This is a genomic window from Pelorhabdus sp. sgz311002, assembly GCF_056134285.1.
On the sequence record NZ_JBWBCL010000001.1, the window covers coordinates 238,558 to 256,018 of the forward strand.

At 43.4% G+C, this 17,461-nt stretch carries 20 protein-coding genes; all 20 read left to right on the forward strand.

Annotated features, from left to right (window positions below):
* Nucleotides 1–16 precede the first annotated feature (16 nt).
* The 20 genes from AC0NJP_RS01195 to proB all read left to right on the forward strand — a co-directional run bounded on the left by AC0NJP_RS01195 (nt 17) and on the right by proB (nt 17,447).
* Complete coding sequence (locus AC0NJP_RS01195) at nt 17–1,051, forward strand: rod shape-determining protein (RefSeq protein WP_474038087.1); 1,035 nt, start codon at nt 17–19, stop codon at nt 1,049–1,051.
* Between the two features lie 15 nt (nt 1,052–1,066).
* The gene (mreC, locus tag AC0NJP_RS01200; protein WP_474038088.1) at nt 1,067–2,011 is read left to right on the forward strand and encodes a rod shape-determining protein MreC; all 945 of its coding nucleotides are present in this window, start codon (nt 1,067–1,069) and stop codon (nt 2,009–2,011) included.
* Entirely contained in the window at nt 2,008–2,502 is a 495-nt protein-coding gene (gene mreD / locus AC0NJP_RS01205) for a rod shape-determining protein MreD (RefSeq protein ID WP_474038089.1), read from the forward strand. Before mreC ends, mreD begins: the two co-directional genes overlap by 4 nt.
* Before the next feature lie 62 nt (nt 2,503–2,564).
* Nucleotides 2,565–4,355: a penicillin-binding protein 2 gene (gene mrdA / locus AC0NJP_RS01210; protein WP_474038090.1), complete on the forward strand. Its 1,791-nt coding sequence runs from the start codon at nt 2,565–2,567 to the stop codon at nt 4,353–4,355.
* A gap of 134 nt (nt 4,356–4,489) precedes the next feature.
* Nucleotides 4,490–5,134 carry a septum site-determining protein MinC gene (gene minC / locus AC0NJP_RS01215; RefSeq protein WP_474038092.1) on the forward strand — a complete coding sequence of 215 codons (645 nt, stop codon included), beginning with the start codon at nt 4,490–4,492 and terminating at the stop codon, nt 5,132–5,134.
* A gap of 15 nt (nt 5,135–5,149) precedes the next feature.
* On the forward strand, nt 5,150–5,941 hold the full coding sequence (gene minD / locus AC0NJP_RS01220) for a septum site-determining protein MinD (RefSeq protein WP_474038094.1): 792 nt from the start codon (nt 5,150–5,152) through the stop codon (nt 5,939–5,941).
* Nucleotides 5,942–5,953: 12 nt separating this feature from the next.
* On the forward strand, nt 5,954–6,217 hold the full coding sequence (gene minE, locus AC0NJP_RS01225) for a cell division topological specificity factor MinE (protein WP_474038096.1): 264 nt from the start codon (nt 5,954–5,956) through the stop codon (nt 6,215–6,217).
* A 53-nt stretch (nt 6,218–6,270) separates the two neighbouring features.
* Nucleotides 6,271–7,377 (forward strand): rod shape-determining protein RodA, encoded by a 1,107-nt coding sequence (gene rodA, locus AC0NJP_RS01230; RefSeq protein ID WP_474038097.1) that lies wholly within the window; start codon nt 6,271–6,273, stop codon nt 7,375–7,377.
* A 123-nt stretch (nt 7,378–7,500) separates the two neighbouring features.
* Complete coding sequence (locus AC0NJP_RS01235; protein WP_474038098.1) at nt 7,501–8,223, forward strand: murein hydrolase activator EnvC family protein; 723 nt, start codon at nt 7,501–7,503, stop codon at nt 8,221–8,223.
* A 13-nt stretch (nt 8,224–8,236) separates the two neighbouring features.
* On the forward strand, nt 8,237–9,109 hold the full coding sequence (locus AC0NJP_RS01240; protein ID WP_474698508.1) for a site-2 protease family protein: 873 nt from the start codon (nt 8,237–8,239) through the stop codon (nt 9,107–9,109).
* A 58-nt stretch (nt 9,110–9,167) separates the two neighbouring features.
* The gene (locus tag AC0NJP_RS01245; protein ID WP_474698509.1) at nt 9,168–11,021 is read left to right on the forward strand and encodes a TIGR03960 family B12-binding radical SAM protein; all 1,854 of its coding nucleotides are present in this window, start codon (nt 9,168–9,170) and stop codon (nt 11,019–11,021) included.
* Nucleotides 11,018–11,722 carry a TIGR03936 family radical SAM-associated protein gene (locus AC0NJP_RS01250; RefSeq protein WP_474038102.1) on the forward strand — a complete coding sequence of 235 codons (705 nt, stop codon included), beginning with the start codon at nt 11,018–11,020 and terminating at the stop codon, nt 11,720–11,722. The genes AC0NJP_RS01245 and AC0NJP_RS01250 overlap by 4 nt, the downstream gene beginning before the upstream one ends.
* 16 nt (nt 11,723–11,738) lie before the next feature.
* Nucleotides 11,739–13,181, forward strand: coding sequence for an Rne/Rng family ribonuclease (locus AC0NJP_RS01255; RefSeq protein ID WP_474038104.1), 1,443 nt, complete (start codon nt 11,739–11,741; stop codon nt 13,179–13,181).
* A gap of 149 nt (nt 13,182–13,330) precedes the next feature.
* Nucleotides 13,331–13,642 carry a 50S ribosomal protein L21 gene (gene rplU, locus AC0NJP_RS01260; RefSeq protein ID WP_474038105.1) on the forward strand — a complete coding sequence of 104 codons (312 nt, stop codon included), beginning with the start codon at nt 13,331–13,333 and terminating at the stop codon, nt 13,640–13,642.
* Nucleotides 13,642–13,959 carry a ribosomal-processing cysteine protease Prp gene (locus tag AC0NJP_RS01265; RefSeq protein WP_474038106.1) on the forward strand — a complete coding sequence of 106 codons (318 nt, stop codon included), beginning with the start codon at nt 13,642–13,644 and terminating at the stop codon, nt 13,957–13,959. The genes rplU and AC0NJP_RS01265 overlap by 1 nt, the downstream gene beginning before the upstream one ends.
* Nucleotides 13,960–13,963: 4 nt before the next feature.
* The gene (gene rpmA, locus AC0NJP_RS01270; RefSeq protein ID WP_474038107.1) at nt 13,964–14,254 is read left to right on the forward strand and encodes a 50S ribosomal protein L27; all 291 of its coding nucleotides are present in this window, start codon (nt 13,964–13,966) and stop codon (nt 14,252–14,254) included.
* A 143-nt stretch (nt 14,255–14,397) separates the two neighbouring features.
* A complete protein-coding gene (locus AC0NJP_RS01275; RefSeq protein ID WP_474038108.1) occupies nt 14,398–14,628 on the forward strand; it encodes a Spo0B domain-containing protein in 231 nt (76 codons plus the stop codon).
* Between the two features lie 78 nt (nt 14,629–14,706).
* A complete protein-coding gene (obgE, locus tag AC0NJP_RS01280) occupies nt 14,707–15,978 on the forward strand; it encodes a GTPase ObgE (protein WP_474038110.1) in 1,272 nt (423 codons plus the stop codon).
* A gap of 11 nt (nt 15,979–15,989) precedes the next feature.
* Nucleotides 15,990–16,292 (forward strand): YhbY family RNA-binding protein, encoded by a 303-nt coding sequence (locus tag AC0NJP_RS01285; RefSeq protein WP_474698510.1) that lies wholly within the window; start codon nt 15,990–15,992, stop codon nt 16,290–16,292.
* Nucleotides 16,293–16,322: 30 nt separating this feature from the next.
* On the forward strand, nt 16,323–17,447 hold the full coding sequence (gene proB / locus AC0NJP_RS01290) for a glutamate 5-kinase (protein WP_474698511.1): 1,125 nt from the start codon (nt 16,323–16,325) through the stop codon (nt 17,445–17,447).
* Nucleotides 17,448–17,461: the final 14 nt, after the last annotated feature.

Consider the following 17,461-nt stretch of genomic DNA (forward strand, 5'->3'; position numbering starts at 1 on the left):
AAAGGAGTATCATTAGATGTTTAAATTATTTGGATCTTTTTCCCGAGATATGGGAATTGATTTAGGTACAGCCAACACATTAGTTCACTTAAAAGGCAGAGGGATTGTTTTAAGAGAGCCTTCTGTTGTTGCGATACAAAAAGATACTGGGGAAATTTTGGCTGTTGGTGAAGAGGCAAAACAAATGATTGGACGAACTCCTGGCAATATTGTAGCGATTCGCCCGTTAAAAGATGGTGTTATTGCTGATTTTGATGTAACCCAATCGATGTTAAAATATTTTATTGGTAAAACAATTGATACAAAATCTTTTGTCCGTCCGCGTGTTGTTGTTGGCGTGCCGAGCGGTGTTACGGAAGTAGAAAAACGTGCCGTAATCGACGCAACGATCCAAGCTGGCGCCAGAGAAGCTTATTTAATTGAAGAGCCAATGGCTGCAGCCATTGGTGCCGGTCTGCCTGTTCACGAACCGACAGGCAATATGGTTGTTGATATCGGTGGCGGTACAACGGAAGTTGCTGTTATTTCTCTTGGCGGTATTGTAACAAGTCGGTCGATTCGTATTGGCGGCGATGAAATGGACGAGGCCATTGTACAGTACATTAAGCGTACTTATAACTTAATGATTGGCGAACGTACGGCCGAAGAAATTAAAATTACAATTGGTGCTGCTCTCACACTGCCCAAGGATGAAGTTCTTGATATTCGTGGTCGTGATCTTGTATCAGGGTTGCCTAAAACACTTACAATTCGTGCTAGTGAAGTACAGCATGCTTTAAGTGAGCCGGTTTTTGGCATCGTAGAAGCTGTGAAAGTTACTTTAGAGAAAACACCGCCAGAACTTGCTTCTGATATTATGGATCGTGGTATTGTTATGACTGGCGGGGGATCGCTTCTGCGTGGTCTCGATCGGTTATTGAGCAATGAAACAGGTATGCCTGTGCATATTGCCGAAGATGCGCTTTCTTGTGTAGCAAATGGAACAGGCAAGGCCATTGAAAGTATCGATATGCTGAAACGGGTCCTGATGACACCGAAACGACTTGGTTAGGAAGGAGTCTTTCCAGTGCGATTTTTTGGCAAAAAGACCATAGTTTTGGTTGTCATCTTGTGTACCATTTTGCTCTTGGCTAGTGCTTCTGTGCACAAAAAATTCCAGTTTTCGTTTATGGATCAGGCCTTAACGACTGTTTTATCACCATTTGAGTATGTTTTTTCTCAAGTCGGTTACGGAATCCGTCATACTGTAGCAGCGACAACAGAAATTTTTACAGTGTATCAGGAAAATCAGCGCCTTAAAAGTGAAATTGAAGCAAGTCGGCAGCAAAATGCCGATATGACAGAAATTACTGCTGAAAATGATCGGTTGAAACTGATGCTTGATTATAAGAAGCAGGCAACACAGTTTGATCTTGTTGCAGCCACTGTCATTGCTCGTGATCCAGGTACCTGGACGAGTATCATTGTTATTAATAAAGGGACGAATGACGGTCTTACGAAAGATATGCCTGTCGTTACGCCCCAAGGTCTTGTCGGTAATGTTGTGCAAGTTTTTGGTTCTACGGCAAAAGTTCAGCTTCTATTAGATCCTCGCAGCGCAGTCGGCGCCTTAAATCAAAGGTCAGAATCGCGTGTTGCCGGTATTGTGGAAGGCAGTGGGGCGAATCATAATGCACCGCGTATGGTGAATTTGTCACGCGATGCTGATATTGTTGCCGGTGATCATATTGTTACATCGGGGTTTGGCGGCCTATATCCTAAAGGAATTTCTGTCGGCGACGTCATTGATATCGCGAATGATGAAGGCGGCTTGTTAAAATATGCGGTGTTAAAGCCTGCTGTTGATTTTGATCGATTAGAAGAAGTATTTATTATTGTTCACTCTCGTGAGCCTATTCCTGTTTTACCGTCGGTTAAACCGAATAGCGCTTCTGGGACCACTGCCGCCGATCCGACAGGAAAACTGTCGGAAGCTGCTAAGGATGCAGCGAAGGGAGCGGTGAAACCATGAAAATCCTTCGCTGGATCATGGTGATTATGCTGGGGTTTGTGATTCAGTGTGCCCTTTTGCCGATCATTACAATTAACGGAGTCAAGCCAGATTTGCTCATGATTATGACTTTAGCAACAGGGCTGTTGCTGGGCAAGGAAAAAGGCGTTGCTGTTGGCTTCTTTACAGGTCTTACGGCAGATCTCGCTTCAGGCGGTTTATTTGGCTGTCATGTTTTAGCGAAAATGTTGATCGGTTATGGCGCAGGCATGCTAGAACGGCAGGTTTTTAAAGAACACTTTTTACTTCCCCTGATGGCGGTCATTGTTGCGACTTTCGTGCATAATATTTTCTACATTTTTATGGTACTTCTTTTAGGATTTTCGTTTGAACTGGTTCCGTTTATAGTGTATAATTTCTTACCGCTACTTGCCTATAATGTTCTTGCTGCGATTCCGGTGCATCTTCTGATATATAAACTTAATTTAGAAGAGCTTCAGCGAGCGGATTAACTGTGACAACGGGAATATAATAGTATAGGCAATTTTTTATTAATCTGGGAAAGAGGGCTGTCATGTTAATCAAACGCACTCATCGTTTAGATGTATTTTTCATAATCATTGTTTTGGTGTTTGCCGCGCTGATTAGCCGTCTTACCTTTTTACAGATCCTGCAAGGTAAAAATTATGAGCGGCTTGCTGATGGCAATCGTATACGTTTGATTCCCATAATGGCGCCACGAGGCAATTTTTACGATCGGAACGGTAATTCGCTAGTAACAAGTCGACCAGGCTTTACAGTATCAATTATGCCAACGTCAGGACCTCTTTCTAATGAAGTGATTCAAAAATTGGCAGCGATTCTCGGTATGACTCCAGAGGAAGTACGAGCAAAAGCAAGTCAGCCAACGCAAAATTTCGAGCCAATTCGCATAAAAAATGATATTGGCCCAGATGTTGTAACGAAAATTGAAGAGCGTCGTAGCGAAATGCCTGGCGTTATGATCGAAATTCAACCGATTCGTAGCTATGTTTATAATGAATTGGCAGCTCATGTATTTGGTTATGTAAGTGAAATCAATGACGCTGAATTAGAAACAAAGAAAAAAGACGGCTATAAGATGGGCGATATTATTGGTAAATTTGGCTTAGAAAAAGTTTATGATAAGGAAATTCGTGGGGTTGACGGCGGCGATCAAGTAGAAGTCGATGTAACTGGGCGGCCTGTTCAAGTACTGGGGAAAAAAGAACCTATTCCTGGTAAAAATCTTGTGCTGACTATTGATGCTAATATTCAGAAAGCCGCAGAAGATGCGATTGATAAACAACTTGCATATTTGCAGGCTCGTACGCAATTTAAAAAGGCAAAAGCGGCCAGCGCTGTTGTTCTAAATCCTAAGACCGGCGAAATTTTAGCAATGGTATCGCGACCTACTTTTAATCCGAACTTATTTAGTACAGGGATTTCCTCAAAAGATTGGAAAGTGTTAAATGAAAATCCCTTTAATCCTATGGATAATAAAGCCATTTCTGGTGAATATCCGCCAGGGTCGACATTCAAAGTTGTTACTGGTACAGCTGCTTTGGAACTTGGTAAAGTAACACCAGAAGAAAAAATTCTTGATACAGGAAAACACTGGATTATTCCAAAGGGAAATTCGGAGGGCGAGGCTCTGGGCTGGATTAGTTTCCAAGAAGCTTTGGCCAAATCTGATAATGTTTACTTTTATGAAATGGGTAATCGGTTAGGTATTGATAATTTAGAGAAATACGCGCGAAACTTTGGTCTTGGCGTACCTACCGGGATTAATCTTCCTGGTGAAGCTGAGGGACTTGTAGCCAATAAAGCTTATAAAGAAAAAGTATATGGCGAAGACTGGTATTTGTCGGAAACTTTTGATGCTGCAATCGGTCAGGGATTTCAATTAGCTACACCCCTTCAGGTTGCTCAGATTATGGAGCAGATTGCCAATGGGGGTCATCGCTATCGGCCTTATCTTGTGAGTAAAATGACTGGAAATAATGGTGAAACATTAAAATCTTTCAGTCCAGAAGAAACGGGTCGTGTAGATATTTCACCAAGAACGTTAAATCTGATCCGCGAATCTTTGCGCGATGTAGCAAAAGAAGGCGGTACAGCTGGTAGCATATTTCAAAACTTTCCAATTCAAATTGCTGGGAAAACGGGTACTGCCGAAAATCCCCATGGCAGTGACCATGGCTGGTTTGCTGCCTATGCTCCCTATGATGATCCCGAAGTGGTTGTGGTTGTCATGGTTGAACAAGGCGGTTTTGGTACCTCCTCGGCAGCGCCAATTGCCCGCAGTATTTTTGAAGCCGCTTTTCATTTACCGTCGCAGCCTTAATTACTGAAAGACCCGCTTATGCGGGTTTTTCTCATGGAAAAAGAATAAAATTATCAGAAGGAGATCAGCGAAAGAAAGCGAATCTTGTACCTGAGTATAATCTTTTTATTTGTTATAATGTAGGAGAACGCACTATGCGCAAAACCGTTGTTTTCAAAGGGTATCGAGATGGAATTGAACTTATTATTGATCAATCGGCTGATTTTAGCGCAATTCTCGCCCAACTGCGTACGAAACTAGAATCAGCGGCTAATTTTTTTATGGCTGGCGCTGTTGTAAAAGTACCGACAGCACCTGAGACTTTTTCCGAAAGTCAAAAAGGACAACTTTATAGCTTACTGGCGGACTATGGACTTACGATGCAAGAAGTGGTTCCTGATGAGTCTGCGGCTTTGTCTGAAAAAGAATTAGATACGTCTGATGAATTTTTGGGATCAGAAAGCTACCAAACAAATGCTCTTGTTGTGCGTAAAACTTTGCGCAGCGGGCAGGTTATAAAATATACAGGATCTGTTGTTATTTTAGGGGATGTAAATCCCGGCGCGGAAGTGGTTGCTGACGAAGATATTATGATTTTCGGTGTTTGCCGCGGCATTGTTCATGCTGGTGCCAGCGGTAATGAGGCAGCTACGATTATGGCGAATCGTCTTCAGGCAATGCAGATTCGCATTGCTGGTTTGATTGCTCGTGCGCCTGATGAGAGACTTGAGCCGCCTGGTTGCAGCGAATTGGCGCGGATTGTTGAAGGCCAAGTTGTTATTGAACCTGTAAATAAATAAGGGGGACCACGCTAGATGGGTGAAGTAATTGTAATTACATCAGGCAAGGGCGGCGTAGGAAAAACTACTACTACAGCCAATTTGGGCACAGGATTTGCGTTACTTGGTAAAAAAGTTGTACTAATTGACGCTGATATTGGGTTACGGAATCTTGATGTAGTAATGGGACTAGAAAACCGAATTGTCTATGATCTTGTTGATGTCACAGAAGGGCATTGTCGGCTGAAACAAGCTTTAATTCGTGATAAACGTTATGAGAATTTGTATTTATTGCCTGCGGCGCAGACGCGTGATAAAAATGCTGTGAATCCTGAACAAATGAAAGCGCTTTGTGCAGAGCTGATAGAGGATTTTGATTATGTGTTAATTGACTGTCCTGCTGGCATTGAACAAGGCTTTAAGAATGCGATTGCTGGTGCAGATCGCGCTATTATTGTTACAACGCCGGAGGTATCAGCAGTACGTGATGCTGACCGAATCATTGGGTTATTGGAATCAGAAGGGAAAAATGGACCTAAGTTGATTGTAAATCGGATTCGGCCGCAAATGGTTAAAAAAGGCGATATGATGGATATTGATGATATTATTGAAATCTTATCCATTGATTTATTAGGCATTATACCGGAAGATGAGTATATTGTCGTATCAACAAATCGTGGTGAACCAGCTGTTGTGAATCCAGGTTCACTTGCTAGTACAGCCTACAAAAATATTGTTCGCCGTTTGATTGGTGAAAATGTACCGTTGATGGATTTAACGGTTCATGAAGGCTTTTTAGATCGACTGAAAAAATTATTCGGTATGTAAGGAGGGTGCTTCATGCTAAATTTGCTGCAGAAAATGTTTGGACCAAGTAAAGCTTCGTCTAAAGACATTGCTAAGGAGCGCCTGCGCTTAGTTCTTGTTCATGATAGGGCTAGTGTTTCGCCTGAAGTACTTGAGCTGTTGAAAGAAGATATGATTCGTGTAATTTCAAAATACATGGATATTAATGAAGCGGAAATGGAAGTTAATTTTACGCAAGAAAGCAGCTCTGTCGCATTAATCGCGAACATTCCCGTCAATAGCATGAAACGCCGCTAAGGGCGACAGGCGGGAAAGACAAATATTTATTTTTTAGATGGGGGGCATTTACCGTGCTGAGTCAACGCCTGCTCCGCAATTTGGATTATGGATTGATTACAGTTACAGTACTTTTGCTGCTTATCAGTTTAGTTATTATTGGTAGTGCGACCCATATCAATACTCCGAGTGATGACCGTTACTGGTATGTACAGCGGCAAGGTATTTTTGCTGTAGTAAATGTTTTTATTATTTTTATTATGCTGCATTTTGACTATAAGTCTTTGGGCCGTTGGGCCAATGTATTATATGGCGTTAATTTAGTTATGCTCTTAGCTGTTATGTTTTTAGGTCAATCGGCTCTTGGCGCCCAGCGATGGATTCAGATTGGGCCGATTAATTTACAGCCTTCGGAGTTTTCTAAATTGATCATGATTGTTTCGTTAGCCCATATGCTAGATAAACGAGAAGGGCATTTAAATACCTATCGGGAAATCTTACCGATTTTTGTCTATGTTGGGATTCCTTTTCTCCTTGTATTAAAACAGCCTGATTTAGGAACGGCGCTTGTCTTTGGTGCAATTCTTCTCGGAATGATTTTTATTGCCGGTGTGAGCATGAAACATCTTCTCACGTTAATGGGAGGCGCTTTAGCGTTAATGCCGATCTTCTGGCACTTTCTGAAAGATTATCAGAAAAAGCGTCTGACTGTTTTTATTGATCCGAATGTAGATCCTTTGGGATCAGGTTATCACATTATTCAGTCGAAAATTGCGATTGGTTCAGGCATGCTTTTTGGTAAGGGTCTTTTTGGCGGCACTCAAAGCCAATTGAATTTCTTGCCGGAAAATCATACTGACTTTATCTTTGCCGTCATTGGTGAAGAACTTGGCTTTATCGGTGCTGTTATTATTTTATTGTTGTATTTTCTCTTGCTTTATCGTGGTGTAAAAATAGCTGGCGTAGCCAGAGATAATTTTGGCATGATTTTGGCGACAGGAATTACCTCTATGCTGACCTTTCATGTTCTCGTAAATGTAGGTATGACGGCAGGCATTATGCCAGTAACGGGAATTCCGTTGCCACTGATGAGCTATGGTGTTAGTTCGCTTACGACAAATATGATTAGCATTGGTATACTGCTCAATATTTATATGCGGCGTCAAAAGATCCTGTTTTAATTAGTTGAATGCTATTGTTTAGAAAAATATACAAGGCTACTTGTGTATTTTTTTATTCTACGGTTAAAAAAATCCTCACTGTCATATAGTAGTAGTAAAGTTTTAAGGCAGTGAGGTGATTGGATGTTTCAGCGGTGGAAAAAGCAGTTATTGCATCGAGATTTTGAACGTGATTACTGGCCTTATGGCGAGGAACCGTCTAATTATCTCTGGCTGAAGCGGACTATAGTGGCAACAATGATTTTCTTTTGTCTGTATCTCGTGAAACTTTCTAATACAGAAGCTGGTTTTTTTCTGCTTGATGGAGCAAAACAGATTCTTACTGTGGAGACAGATTTAACGCTGTTGCAGTCAGCGGTAACTCCTTATATAACTTCGACTGTTGCGGCTATGACCGGAAAGGATTTTGCCGCCGCGTTTCGACCGATTGATCCCTTTCAATATATGATTTTTCCGGTTCATGGTCAGCTGATTGCATCCTTTGGCGCGCCGAATAAAATAGCGTCTAAAGGTGTGATTCCTGCTTCAAGCCAGCCAGCTAGCACGGGTATTGTAATTAGTGCGCCGCAGGGGACTGCTGTGCGGGCAGCCGCCCAGGGAAAGATTTCTGAAGTGAGTGGCGACATGAGCGGACGGCAAATTGTGATTCGTCATAGCGCGGAACTTGAAACGATCTATGCTGGAATGGCTGAGGTCTTGGTAAAACCGCAAGAACTAGTGTCACAGGGGCAGATACTGGGATATTTAGCGCCACGTGACAAACAAGAAGGTGCTCTGTTTTTTGAAATTCTGGTCAATGGGCAGCCGACTGATCCGTTAAGCCGACTTGTGGATAAATCCCGTTAAGGAAGGGATGCTTTTGCGCGTAGGGAGAATTGGTGATGTTACAATTCATGTTCCGTTACTCCTTCTGATATTTATCGGATTTTTTAGCGTAGTTGGTTTTGGTAGCAAAATTTTGCTTTTGCTTACTGCTTTGTTGTGGCATGAGGCCGCTCATGTTTTAGTGGCAATAAAGTTAGGTTTCCCCGTAGAAAAAGTAGAACTTACGGTATTTGGCGGCGTTGCTTTGGCACCCAGTCTAGGTGAGGCTGCGGTTCTCGAAGAGTGCCTTGTAGCAGCTGCTGGGCCCTTAGCGAGTTTTTTTTTGGCGGGCGTCGTTTTTTTATTGTTGCATCAAATCGCTTCTGAGTTACTTTCCTTTTATTTTACGGTAAATTTATCGCTAGCTTTGTTTAATTTATTACCAGGCCTGCCGCTTGATGGCGGGAGGATTTTTCGCTCTCTATTGGCTTTAACACTAGGCTATAGCCGTGCTACGGTCTTTACCATTACCGTGAGTCGCTTTATTGGTTGCTTCTTAGTCATTCTTGTAGGGTATGAATTTTACTATGTCCATACCATCAATTTAACTTTTTTACTTGCCGCTTGTTTTTTGCAGAAAGCGGCTAAAGCGGAATCAATTACAGCTTCGCTGCGAACAATGCGCCTGCTTGCCTTTAAAAAAGAGCGTATGAAGCGGCTTGGCTGTTTGCCATTACGGCAGTATACTGTATTAAGCCGACTCTCTGTAAAGCGTTTATTACCGCTCTTTCAACCGGATGTGTATCATGAACTCATTATTGTTGATGAACAATGGCATGAAGTCGGTAAGATTTCTGAAGCAAGGCTATGGTTTTTGATTCAGCAAAAAGGTATAAGTCTTTCCTTCGAAGAGCTGCTAAGAGAATAGCAGAAAATGATTATCTTTGAGATGAAAGTGCTATATGATTTTAATTAGGAGGTCTTTTATGATTACTTTGGATCCTGCATTGTTAAGTAAGGTGACAAAACCAGCTCGGTATACGGGTTATGAACATAATAGTATTATTAAAGAGCATAGTTCAGTTGATGTGACCTTTGCCCTCGCTTTCCCTGATATTTATGAAGTTGGGATGTCTTACTTAGGTTATAAGATTCTTTATCATATTTTAAATAAACGTTCTGATACGGCGGCTGAACGTGTTTATGCGCCTTGGGTCGATATGGAACAGGAAATGCGGCAGCGAGAAATTCCGTTGTTTAGTCATGAAACCTTTACGCCGCTTTATGAATTCGATCTGCTTGGTTTTACGCTTCAGTATGAGATGAGTTATACCAATATATTAAATATGTTGGATCTTGGCCGGATTCCGCTACGGGCAGAGGCAAGAACCTTAGAACATCCCTTTGTGGTTGGCGGCGGTCCTTGTGTTTATAATCCTGAGCCTTTAGCGCCATTTTTTGATTTCTTTATTATCGGTGAAGGCGAAGAAGTGATTGAAGAAGTTGTTGCTGTTTATAAAGAGTGGAAACTTGCCGGTAAACAAGGAGGCCGTTTAGGCTTTTTGCGTTTAGTCAGTAAGCTTGCGGGAATTTATGTGCCGTCTTTTTATGAAGTAACTTATTTGGCTGACGGCCGTGTTGATGCAATCAACGTCATAGAGAAAAATGCGCCAACAACGATTGCTAAGCGTGTTGTCTGTGATCTCGAAAGCATTGATTATCCCACAAAGCCTGTCGTACCTTATACGGAAATTGTCCATGACAGAGTCATGCTGGAACTTTTCCGCGGCTGTACACGGGGCTGTCGTTTTTGTCAGGCGGGCACGATTTATCGGCCCGTACGGGAGCGGAAACTGGAAACCTTAGTCCGGTTAGCCAAAGAACAAATTGCTTCGACTGGTTATAATGAAATTTCTTTGACTTCTTTAAGTTCAGCCGACTATTCGCAACTACCAGCATTAATTGAAATTTTAACTAAGGATTTAAAAGAGGACAAAGTCAGTGTGTCGTTGCCGTCGCTGCGTCTTGACAGCTTTTCGATTGAGTTGGCGAAAAAAGTGCAGCAAGTCCGCAAAAGCGGTCTGACCTTTGCGCCAGAAGCAGGTACGCAGCGGTTGCGTGATGTAATTAATAAGGGTGTTACCGAAGAAAATCTAATGGAAGCCGTTGGCGCTGCGTTTCGCTCGGGGTGGACAAGCGTTAAGCTATACTTTATGATCGGACTGCCAACGGAAACAGATGAGGATATTAAGGGGATTGCCGACCTTGCGTATAAGGTCGTTCGTCTCTATCAAACAATTAAAGGTCGACGCGGGGCCAAGGTGACTGTGAGCGTGTCTTCTTTTGTACCGAAATCGCAGACGCCTTTTCAGTGGTTCGGCCAGAATACCTTGGAAGAAATTCAAAGAAAACAGCAGCTTCTGCGCAGTTTTATTAAGGATCGCAGCATTACTTATAATTATCATGAAGGGCCTGTCAGTATGCTGGAAGGCGTTTTTGCCAGAGGCGATCGCCGTTTAGGCGAAGTCCTGTATCAAGCATGGCAAGGCGGTGCGAAGTTTGATAGTTGGTCAGAACAATTTCGTCCTCAAGCCTGGCAAGACGCTTTTAATGAATGTGTTTTAGATCCTGATTTTTACAATCATAGGACGCGTGAAGCCGATGAAGTTTTACCTTGGGATATTCTTAGCCCTGGGGTGCATAAAGACTTTTTGTTGGCGGAATACAGCAAAGCCTGTGCTGAGACTTTGACTGTCGATTGCCGCCGGGAACTGTGCGGTGTCTGCGGCGTTTGTCAGGATCTTAAGGTGAACGTGATTGATTGGAGTGACGAAAAATGAAGCTGCGCTTTCAGATTACTAAAGAAGAAGAAATTCGATTTATTTCCCACTTAGATTATACGCGTACGATCGAACGGGCGCTGCATCGGGCAAAACTGCCGATGGCTTATTCAGAAGGCTTCAATCCGCATATGAAATTTTCTTTTGCATCCGCTCTCGCTGTGGGAACGACAAGCAGCGGCGAGTATCTTGATATTGAATTAACGAAAGAGTTACCGTTACGAGATGTTGTTGCTGCTTTGCAAAACGCTTTGCCGCGCGGCATTTCTCTCCTTCAGGGAAAGGCGATGAAGCCGCCTGTGCGGGCCCTTATGGCTGTCGTTAATTTGGCTGTTTATGATATCGTTATTCCGTCTTCCGTAGACCTAGATTTTCCATGGGAAGCAGCACAGCAAGCGGTAGAAGCTTTTACGAAAGATCCTATTGTTTTTTATACGAAGCTAAAGAATAAAGGGCCCGCCAAGGAGATAGACTTAAAAGAATTTATTGCCGCAAAGCCACGCTTAACAAGGGAAGCGGACAAGGTGATTTTAACACTAGCCCTCCATATTAAACCGACTGGCAGCGTAAAAGCGGAAGAGGTTTTAGCTGCGCTAATTGCTCAGTACGGTTTTCCAGCCGAAGAAAAACAAGCATTAATTCATCGTCAGGGACTCTTTATTTTGGATAAGGGCCAGAAACTGACCCCTTTAGATTTGTAAAGGAGGTGAGGGACCTGTGAAAAAGCAGATCCTTGTGGATATTTGGCCGGAAGAAACGCGTATGGCCCTACTGGAAGCCGGACAACTGGCGGAAGCGGTGATTGAAAGAGTTTCTTTTAGTCATCTTGTGGGCAATGTATATAAGGGAAAAGTGAAGAATGTCTTACCAGGCATGCAGGCGGCCTTTATTGATATTGGCCGTGAAAAAAACGCTTTTCTCTATGTAGGTGAACCAAATAAGGCGCCGCAAGAATACGGCAGCCGGGTTTTAAAGCCTACAGTCGGTCAAGATCTTTTGATTCAAATCTTAAAAGATGAAATTGGGACAAAAGGGCCGCGGGCGACAACTCATATTTCGCTGCCAGGTCGTTATGTAGTACTGATGCCGACGGTTTCTTATATCGGAATATCCCGTCGCATTGAAGATGCGGCAGAAAAAGAACGGCTACGAGGACTGGCAGAGCAATTAAAACCTGCTGACATGGGGCTTATTGTTCGAACCGTAGCAGCAGGTCAAAGTGAAGCCGTACTTGCCAAAGATATTGCCTATTTGACGAGTTTGTGGCATGCAATTTCGGCGCGGGCTAAAATCACTAAGTCACCGGCGCTGTTGTATCACGACGCGGATCTCGTGATTCGTCTGGTGCGGGATTCCCTTGATGACACAATTGAAGCCTTTGTAGTGAACCACAAGCAGGCCTATGAACGAGTCATTGATCTTGTTCGATTTATGTCGCCTAATTTACTGGATCGAATTCACTATCACGAAGGTAATCAGAGTCTGTTTAACGTCTATGGTGTCGAAGAGTCTATGGAACGAATCGGGCAAAGAACTGTGGAATTGCCGTCAGGCGGTTATATTGTCATTGATAAGACGGAAGCACTTACTGTAATTGATGTAAATACCGGTCGATTTATTGGACGGACAAGTTTAGCCGATACAGTGTTGACAACGAATTTAGAAGCGGCGGCGGAAATTGCCAGGCAGCTAAGGCTGCGTGATATTGGCGGCATTATTATTATTGATTTTATTGATATGGATAAGACCGAGGATCAGCAACAAGTTCTTAGTGCGTTAGAGCAGCATTTAAAGCAAGATCGGACTAAGACGAATATTTTAGGCCTGACGCAGCTGGGTCTTGTGGAAATGACCCGAAAAAAGACGCGGCAGAATGTGGAATCGACGTTGTTTACGCCTTGTCCTTGCTGCAAGGGCCGTGGCCGCATTCCTTCGCCGGAAACAGTGGCGCTTCGCATTAAGCGGAAATTGCGTAATTTGGCTGCGCAATCTGTTTTAGCGGGAAATGTGAGAATTCAGGTTCATCCAGCGGTAGCAGCCATCTTATCAGAAAAAGAAGCCTTAACTGAACTGGAGACGGCGATTTGTCGCAAAGTTTTGCTGGAAACGGTAGATTCTTTTGATTTTGCTTCCTTTTCGCTCCTTTATGATGAAACGTAGACTTTTGTTTGACAAGAAAAGGGGCTTGTGTTAAAATTTAATTCTGTAGACGGCTGTTTTATAGTCGTTCTTCCTAAACCGCTCGACAAAGGTTATAAATCCGTTAAGGTACCCTACTCGGCGAGTCGAATATAAGGGAGGTGTAATGGATGTACGCAATTATCAAAACTGGTGGCAAGCAGTATCGCGTTGCTGAAGGTGATGTTGTAACAATTGAAAAATTGGACGTAGCTGCAGGCGAAACTGTTGCTTTTGATTCTGTTTTAACAGTTGTTAAAGAAGGCGAAGTTTTGATCGGCAAACCTTTCGTAGCTGGTGCAAAAGTATCGGCTAAAGTTGTTGATCATGGCAAAGATAAAAAGATTCTTGTTTTCAAATACAAAGCAAAATCAAACTATCGTCGTCGTCAAGGTCATCGTCAACCTTTTACTAAGGTTGTTATTGAAAAGATTGAAGCATAATGATTTCGATAGAAATATTTTATTTAGCTGGTCAAATCAAACGATTTTCTGTAGCGGGGCATGCTAATGTAGCGACTCGCGGGAAAGATATTGTTTGTGCCGGTGTATCGGCTTTAACGCAGTCAGCCGTACTTGGACTTATGAATCACTTGGAGCGCGAGCTTGATTTGCAAGTGGCGGAAGGGCAGCTTGACTGTACTTTACGAGAAGTTCCTGATGATCTGACAGAAGCGGTTTGCCAGACTATGCTTTTGGGATTGAAAGAAATTGCAAAAATTTCTCCCAAAAGTGTTCGAATTATAGAACACAGGAGGTGAAGACATGTTTACTTTTGACTTACAGTTATTTGCTCATAAAAAAGGGGTAGGTAGTACCCGTAATGGTCGTGACAGTGAAGCGAAACGCTTGGGTGTAAAACGTCAGGCTGGTGAAGTTGTTACGGCAGGAAGCATTCTCGTTCGTCAAAGAGGAACTCATTTCTACCCTGGTAAGAATGTGGGAATCGGCAGCGATGATACGCTTTATTCATTGATCGAAGGAAAAGTTGCTTTTGAACGCAAAGGCCGCTTGAATAGACAAGTCAGTGTCTACAAAGTGGAAGAAGCAATCTAATACTTAAAAAAGCGCCTGCAACGTCTCTGGTTGCAGGCGTTTTTTAATAATAAAACAAAAATAGCGATTTTTAGGAGACTGACAGGAAATTACGTCCAAGAAGCCGAAATTTTCATCTAATGGTGAATAAGGAGGCTTTACTTATGGATTTAACGCTTCCCGAGGGTGTTTGCCCTGAAATAGTTCGGCTGCTTCGGGCGCAGCGTCATGACTTTGTGAATCATCTGCAAGTAGCTCATGCGCTATTGCAGCTTGGCAAAGCCGATCAGGCTCAAGCTTATCTCGAAAAAGTGGCGCAAGATACGAATATGGTCAATGAAACGCTGCGGCTTCACTACAAAGGGGATCTTTGCTGCAAAGGGGAAAAAGAGTAATTTTTTCTTTATTGGCAAATAGTAAGACCTAGCAAGCAGAGTTAGTGCTTGACCATTGCAATTTAAAGGAGAATTATCATGTTTATCGATAAAGCAAAAATTACCGTCTTGGCCGGCGATGGCGGCAATGGCATGTCCAGTTTCCGCCGGGAAAAATTTGTGGCGAAGGGCGGCCCTAATGGCGGTGATGGCGGCCGCGGCGGCAATGTAATCTTTGTGGTGGATTCTAATATGAATACACTCATTGATTTTCGCTATCGTCGTAAGTTTAAGGCTGAGCGCGGCGCCAATGGCCAGACAAGCAATATGCATGGTCGTGGCGCAGAAGATTTATATGTAAAAGTACCGCGCGGTACTATTGTAAAAGAAGAAGAAACCGGCCGTATTTTGGCTGATTTAACAGAAATAGGCCAAGAAGCAGTCCTCGCAAAGGGGGGGCGTGGTGGCCGTGGTAATGCTCGCTTTGTCAGCAGCACCCATCAAGCGCCGACTTTTGCTGAAAAAGGCGAACCTGGCGAGCAGAAAAATCTGCTGCTAGAGTTGAAGCTGTTAGCTGATGTGGGCCTATTAGGCTATCCTAGCGTTGGCAAATCGAGCATCTTGGCAAGTGTTACGGCAGCAAAACCGGAGATTGCCTCTTATCATTTTACGACACTCATTCCAGTTCTTGGCGTTGTACGTCTGCAAGAAGGGGCGAGCTTTGTTTTAGCTGATATTCCAGGCTTGATTGAAGGCGCTCACGAGGGAGTTGGCCTGGGACACGAGTTTTTGCGCCATGTAGAACGGACCAAAGTGCTCATTCATGTTCTTGATGCAGCGGCGCTGGATGGACGTGATCCCCTCGAGGATTTTGTGAAAATTAATCAAGAGTTGCGTTTATATAGCGAACGTCTGGCGAAACGACCGCAGCTTATTGCTGCTAATAAGGTAGACTTGCCGGAAGCCGCGGAGAATTTGGCACGGATTACCACTGAGCTTACGGCACAGGGCTATGAAGTGTTTCCTGTATCGGCTGCTACGGGCGAAGGGATGGAGCCGCTGTTATGGCGGGCTATGCAGCTTGTCGAAAGCTATGTAGAAGAACCGGAAGCTCTAACCGAGACGATTCTCTATCAGCCGGAAGATGAAGATGCGATTCAGATTAGTCGGACTGATGATGGCGCTTTTGTTGTGTCAAATCGAGAAATTGATAAAATGGTAGCAATGATTAACTTTGATGATGATGAAGGCCTAAGACGTTTTCAATTGGCCTGGCGCCGCTTAGCTGTTGATGAGGCTTTGAAGGCTAGAGGGATTAAAGAAGGCGATACAGTTCGTATTCGCGATATGGAGTTTGAATTTAAGGAGTAGGTGAAGAAAGTTTGTCAGAAATTATATTAACAGGAAAGCAAAAACGTTATCTTCGGTCTTTAGGAATGGATTTAGATCCGATCGTACAATTAGGCAAGGGCGGTATTGCTGAATCGGTAGTAGTCAGTGCAAAGCAGGCGCTTACCGCTAGAGAACTTGTTAAAGTCCGGGTGTTGCAAAACAGTCCTCTAGATCCTAGTGATGCAATCTATGAACTCGGCGAGGCTACTGGCGCTCTAGTTGTTCAGGTAATTGGCCGTAATGGTCTTTTATATCTGCCTAACGAAGAAAAGCCTGTTATCACTTTACCCTAAGGGAATGTCAGCGCTAAAGGAGATCTTTATATGGTAACAAGAGCAGATTTGTCAAAGGCGAGGCGGATTGTTGTTAAACTGGGTACAAGCACCTTGACTTATGAAAATGGCAAGTTGAATTTGTTTCGTATAGAAAAACTAGTTCGTGAATTGGCTGATTTGGCCAACCAAGGCAAGGAAATGATCTTAGTAACCTCTGGTGCTGTCGGTGTTGGTATGGATCGGTTAGGGCTTATAGAAAAGCCCAAAACGATCCCGGAAAAGCAAGCTGCGGCGGCTGTGGGGCAAGGGATTTTAATGCATGTTTATGAAAAAATCTTTGGTGAATACGGGCAAACAGTAGCCCAAGTACTGCTTACAAGGGAAGATTCCGTCAATCGGCGTCGTTATGCCAATTCGCGTAGCAGTCTCTTAACGTTGCTAAAGATGGGAGTTATTCCTGTCATCAATGAAAATGATGCTGTTGCTGTAGATGAGCTTAAGATCGGCGACAATGATACGCTTTCGGCTACGGTCGCTGGCCTTGTCGATGCCGATTTACTAATCATCTTATCTGACGTAGAAGGTGTTTATACGGAAAACCCTGCCGTCAATCCGGCTGCTCGACTGATTGGTGAAATTGCTGATATTACGCCGGAAATAGAAGCTCTTTCTGGAGAACCGGGGTCGCTGCGCGGTACTGGCGGTATGTATACGAAGATACAAGCAGGCAAAATTGCTATGAATAGCGGTGTGTCCATGGTGATTGCTTTAAGCAGTCGTGACGGTGTGATTCGCGATATTTTGGCGGGAAAGGCCATTGGAACGCTGTTTTCCCCGAAAGAAAATAGTCTTCATGTAAGAAAACGCTGGCTGGCTTTTGGTTCGCGCCTTTATGGCTCGGTAACGATTGATGCTGGCTGTGAAAAGGCTTTATTAGCTGGTTCAAGTTTGCTTGCTGCGGGGATTCTTGCCGTTAGCGGTGATTTTGAACAAGGCAATACCATTCGCATTGTAAATGAAAGCGGTCGCGAAGTGGCGCGTGGTCTTGTAAATTATAACAGTAGTGATCTTGATAGCATTAAAGGCTGTCATAGTCACGAATTTTCTTCTGTATTAGGTTCTAAACCGTATGATGAAGTCATTCATCGCGACAATCTGGCTTTGTTGGTATAATATACAAAAAAGGA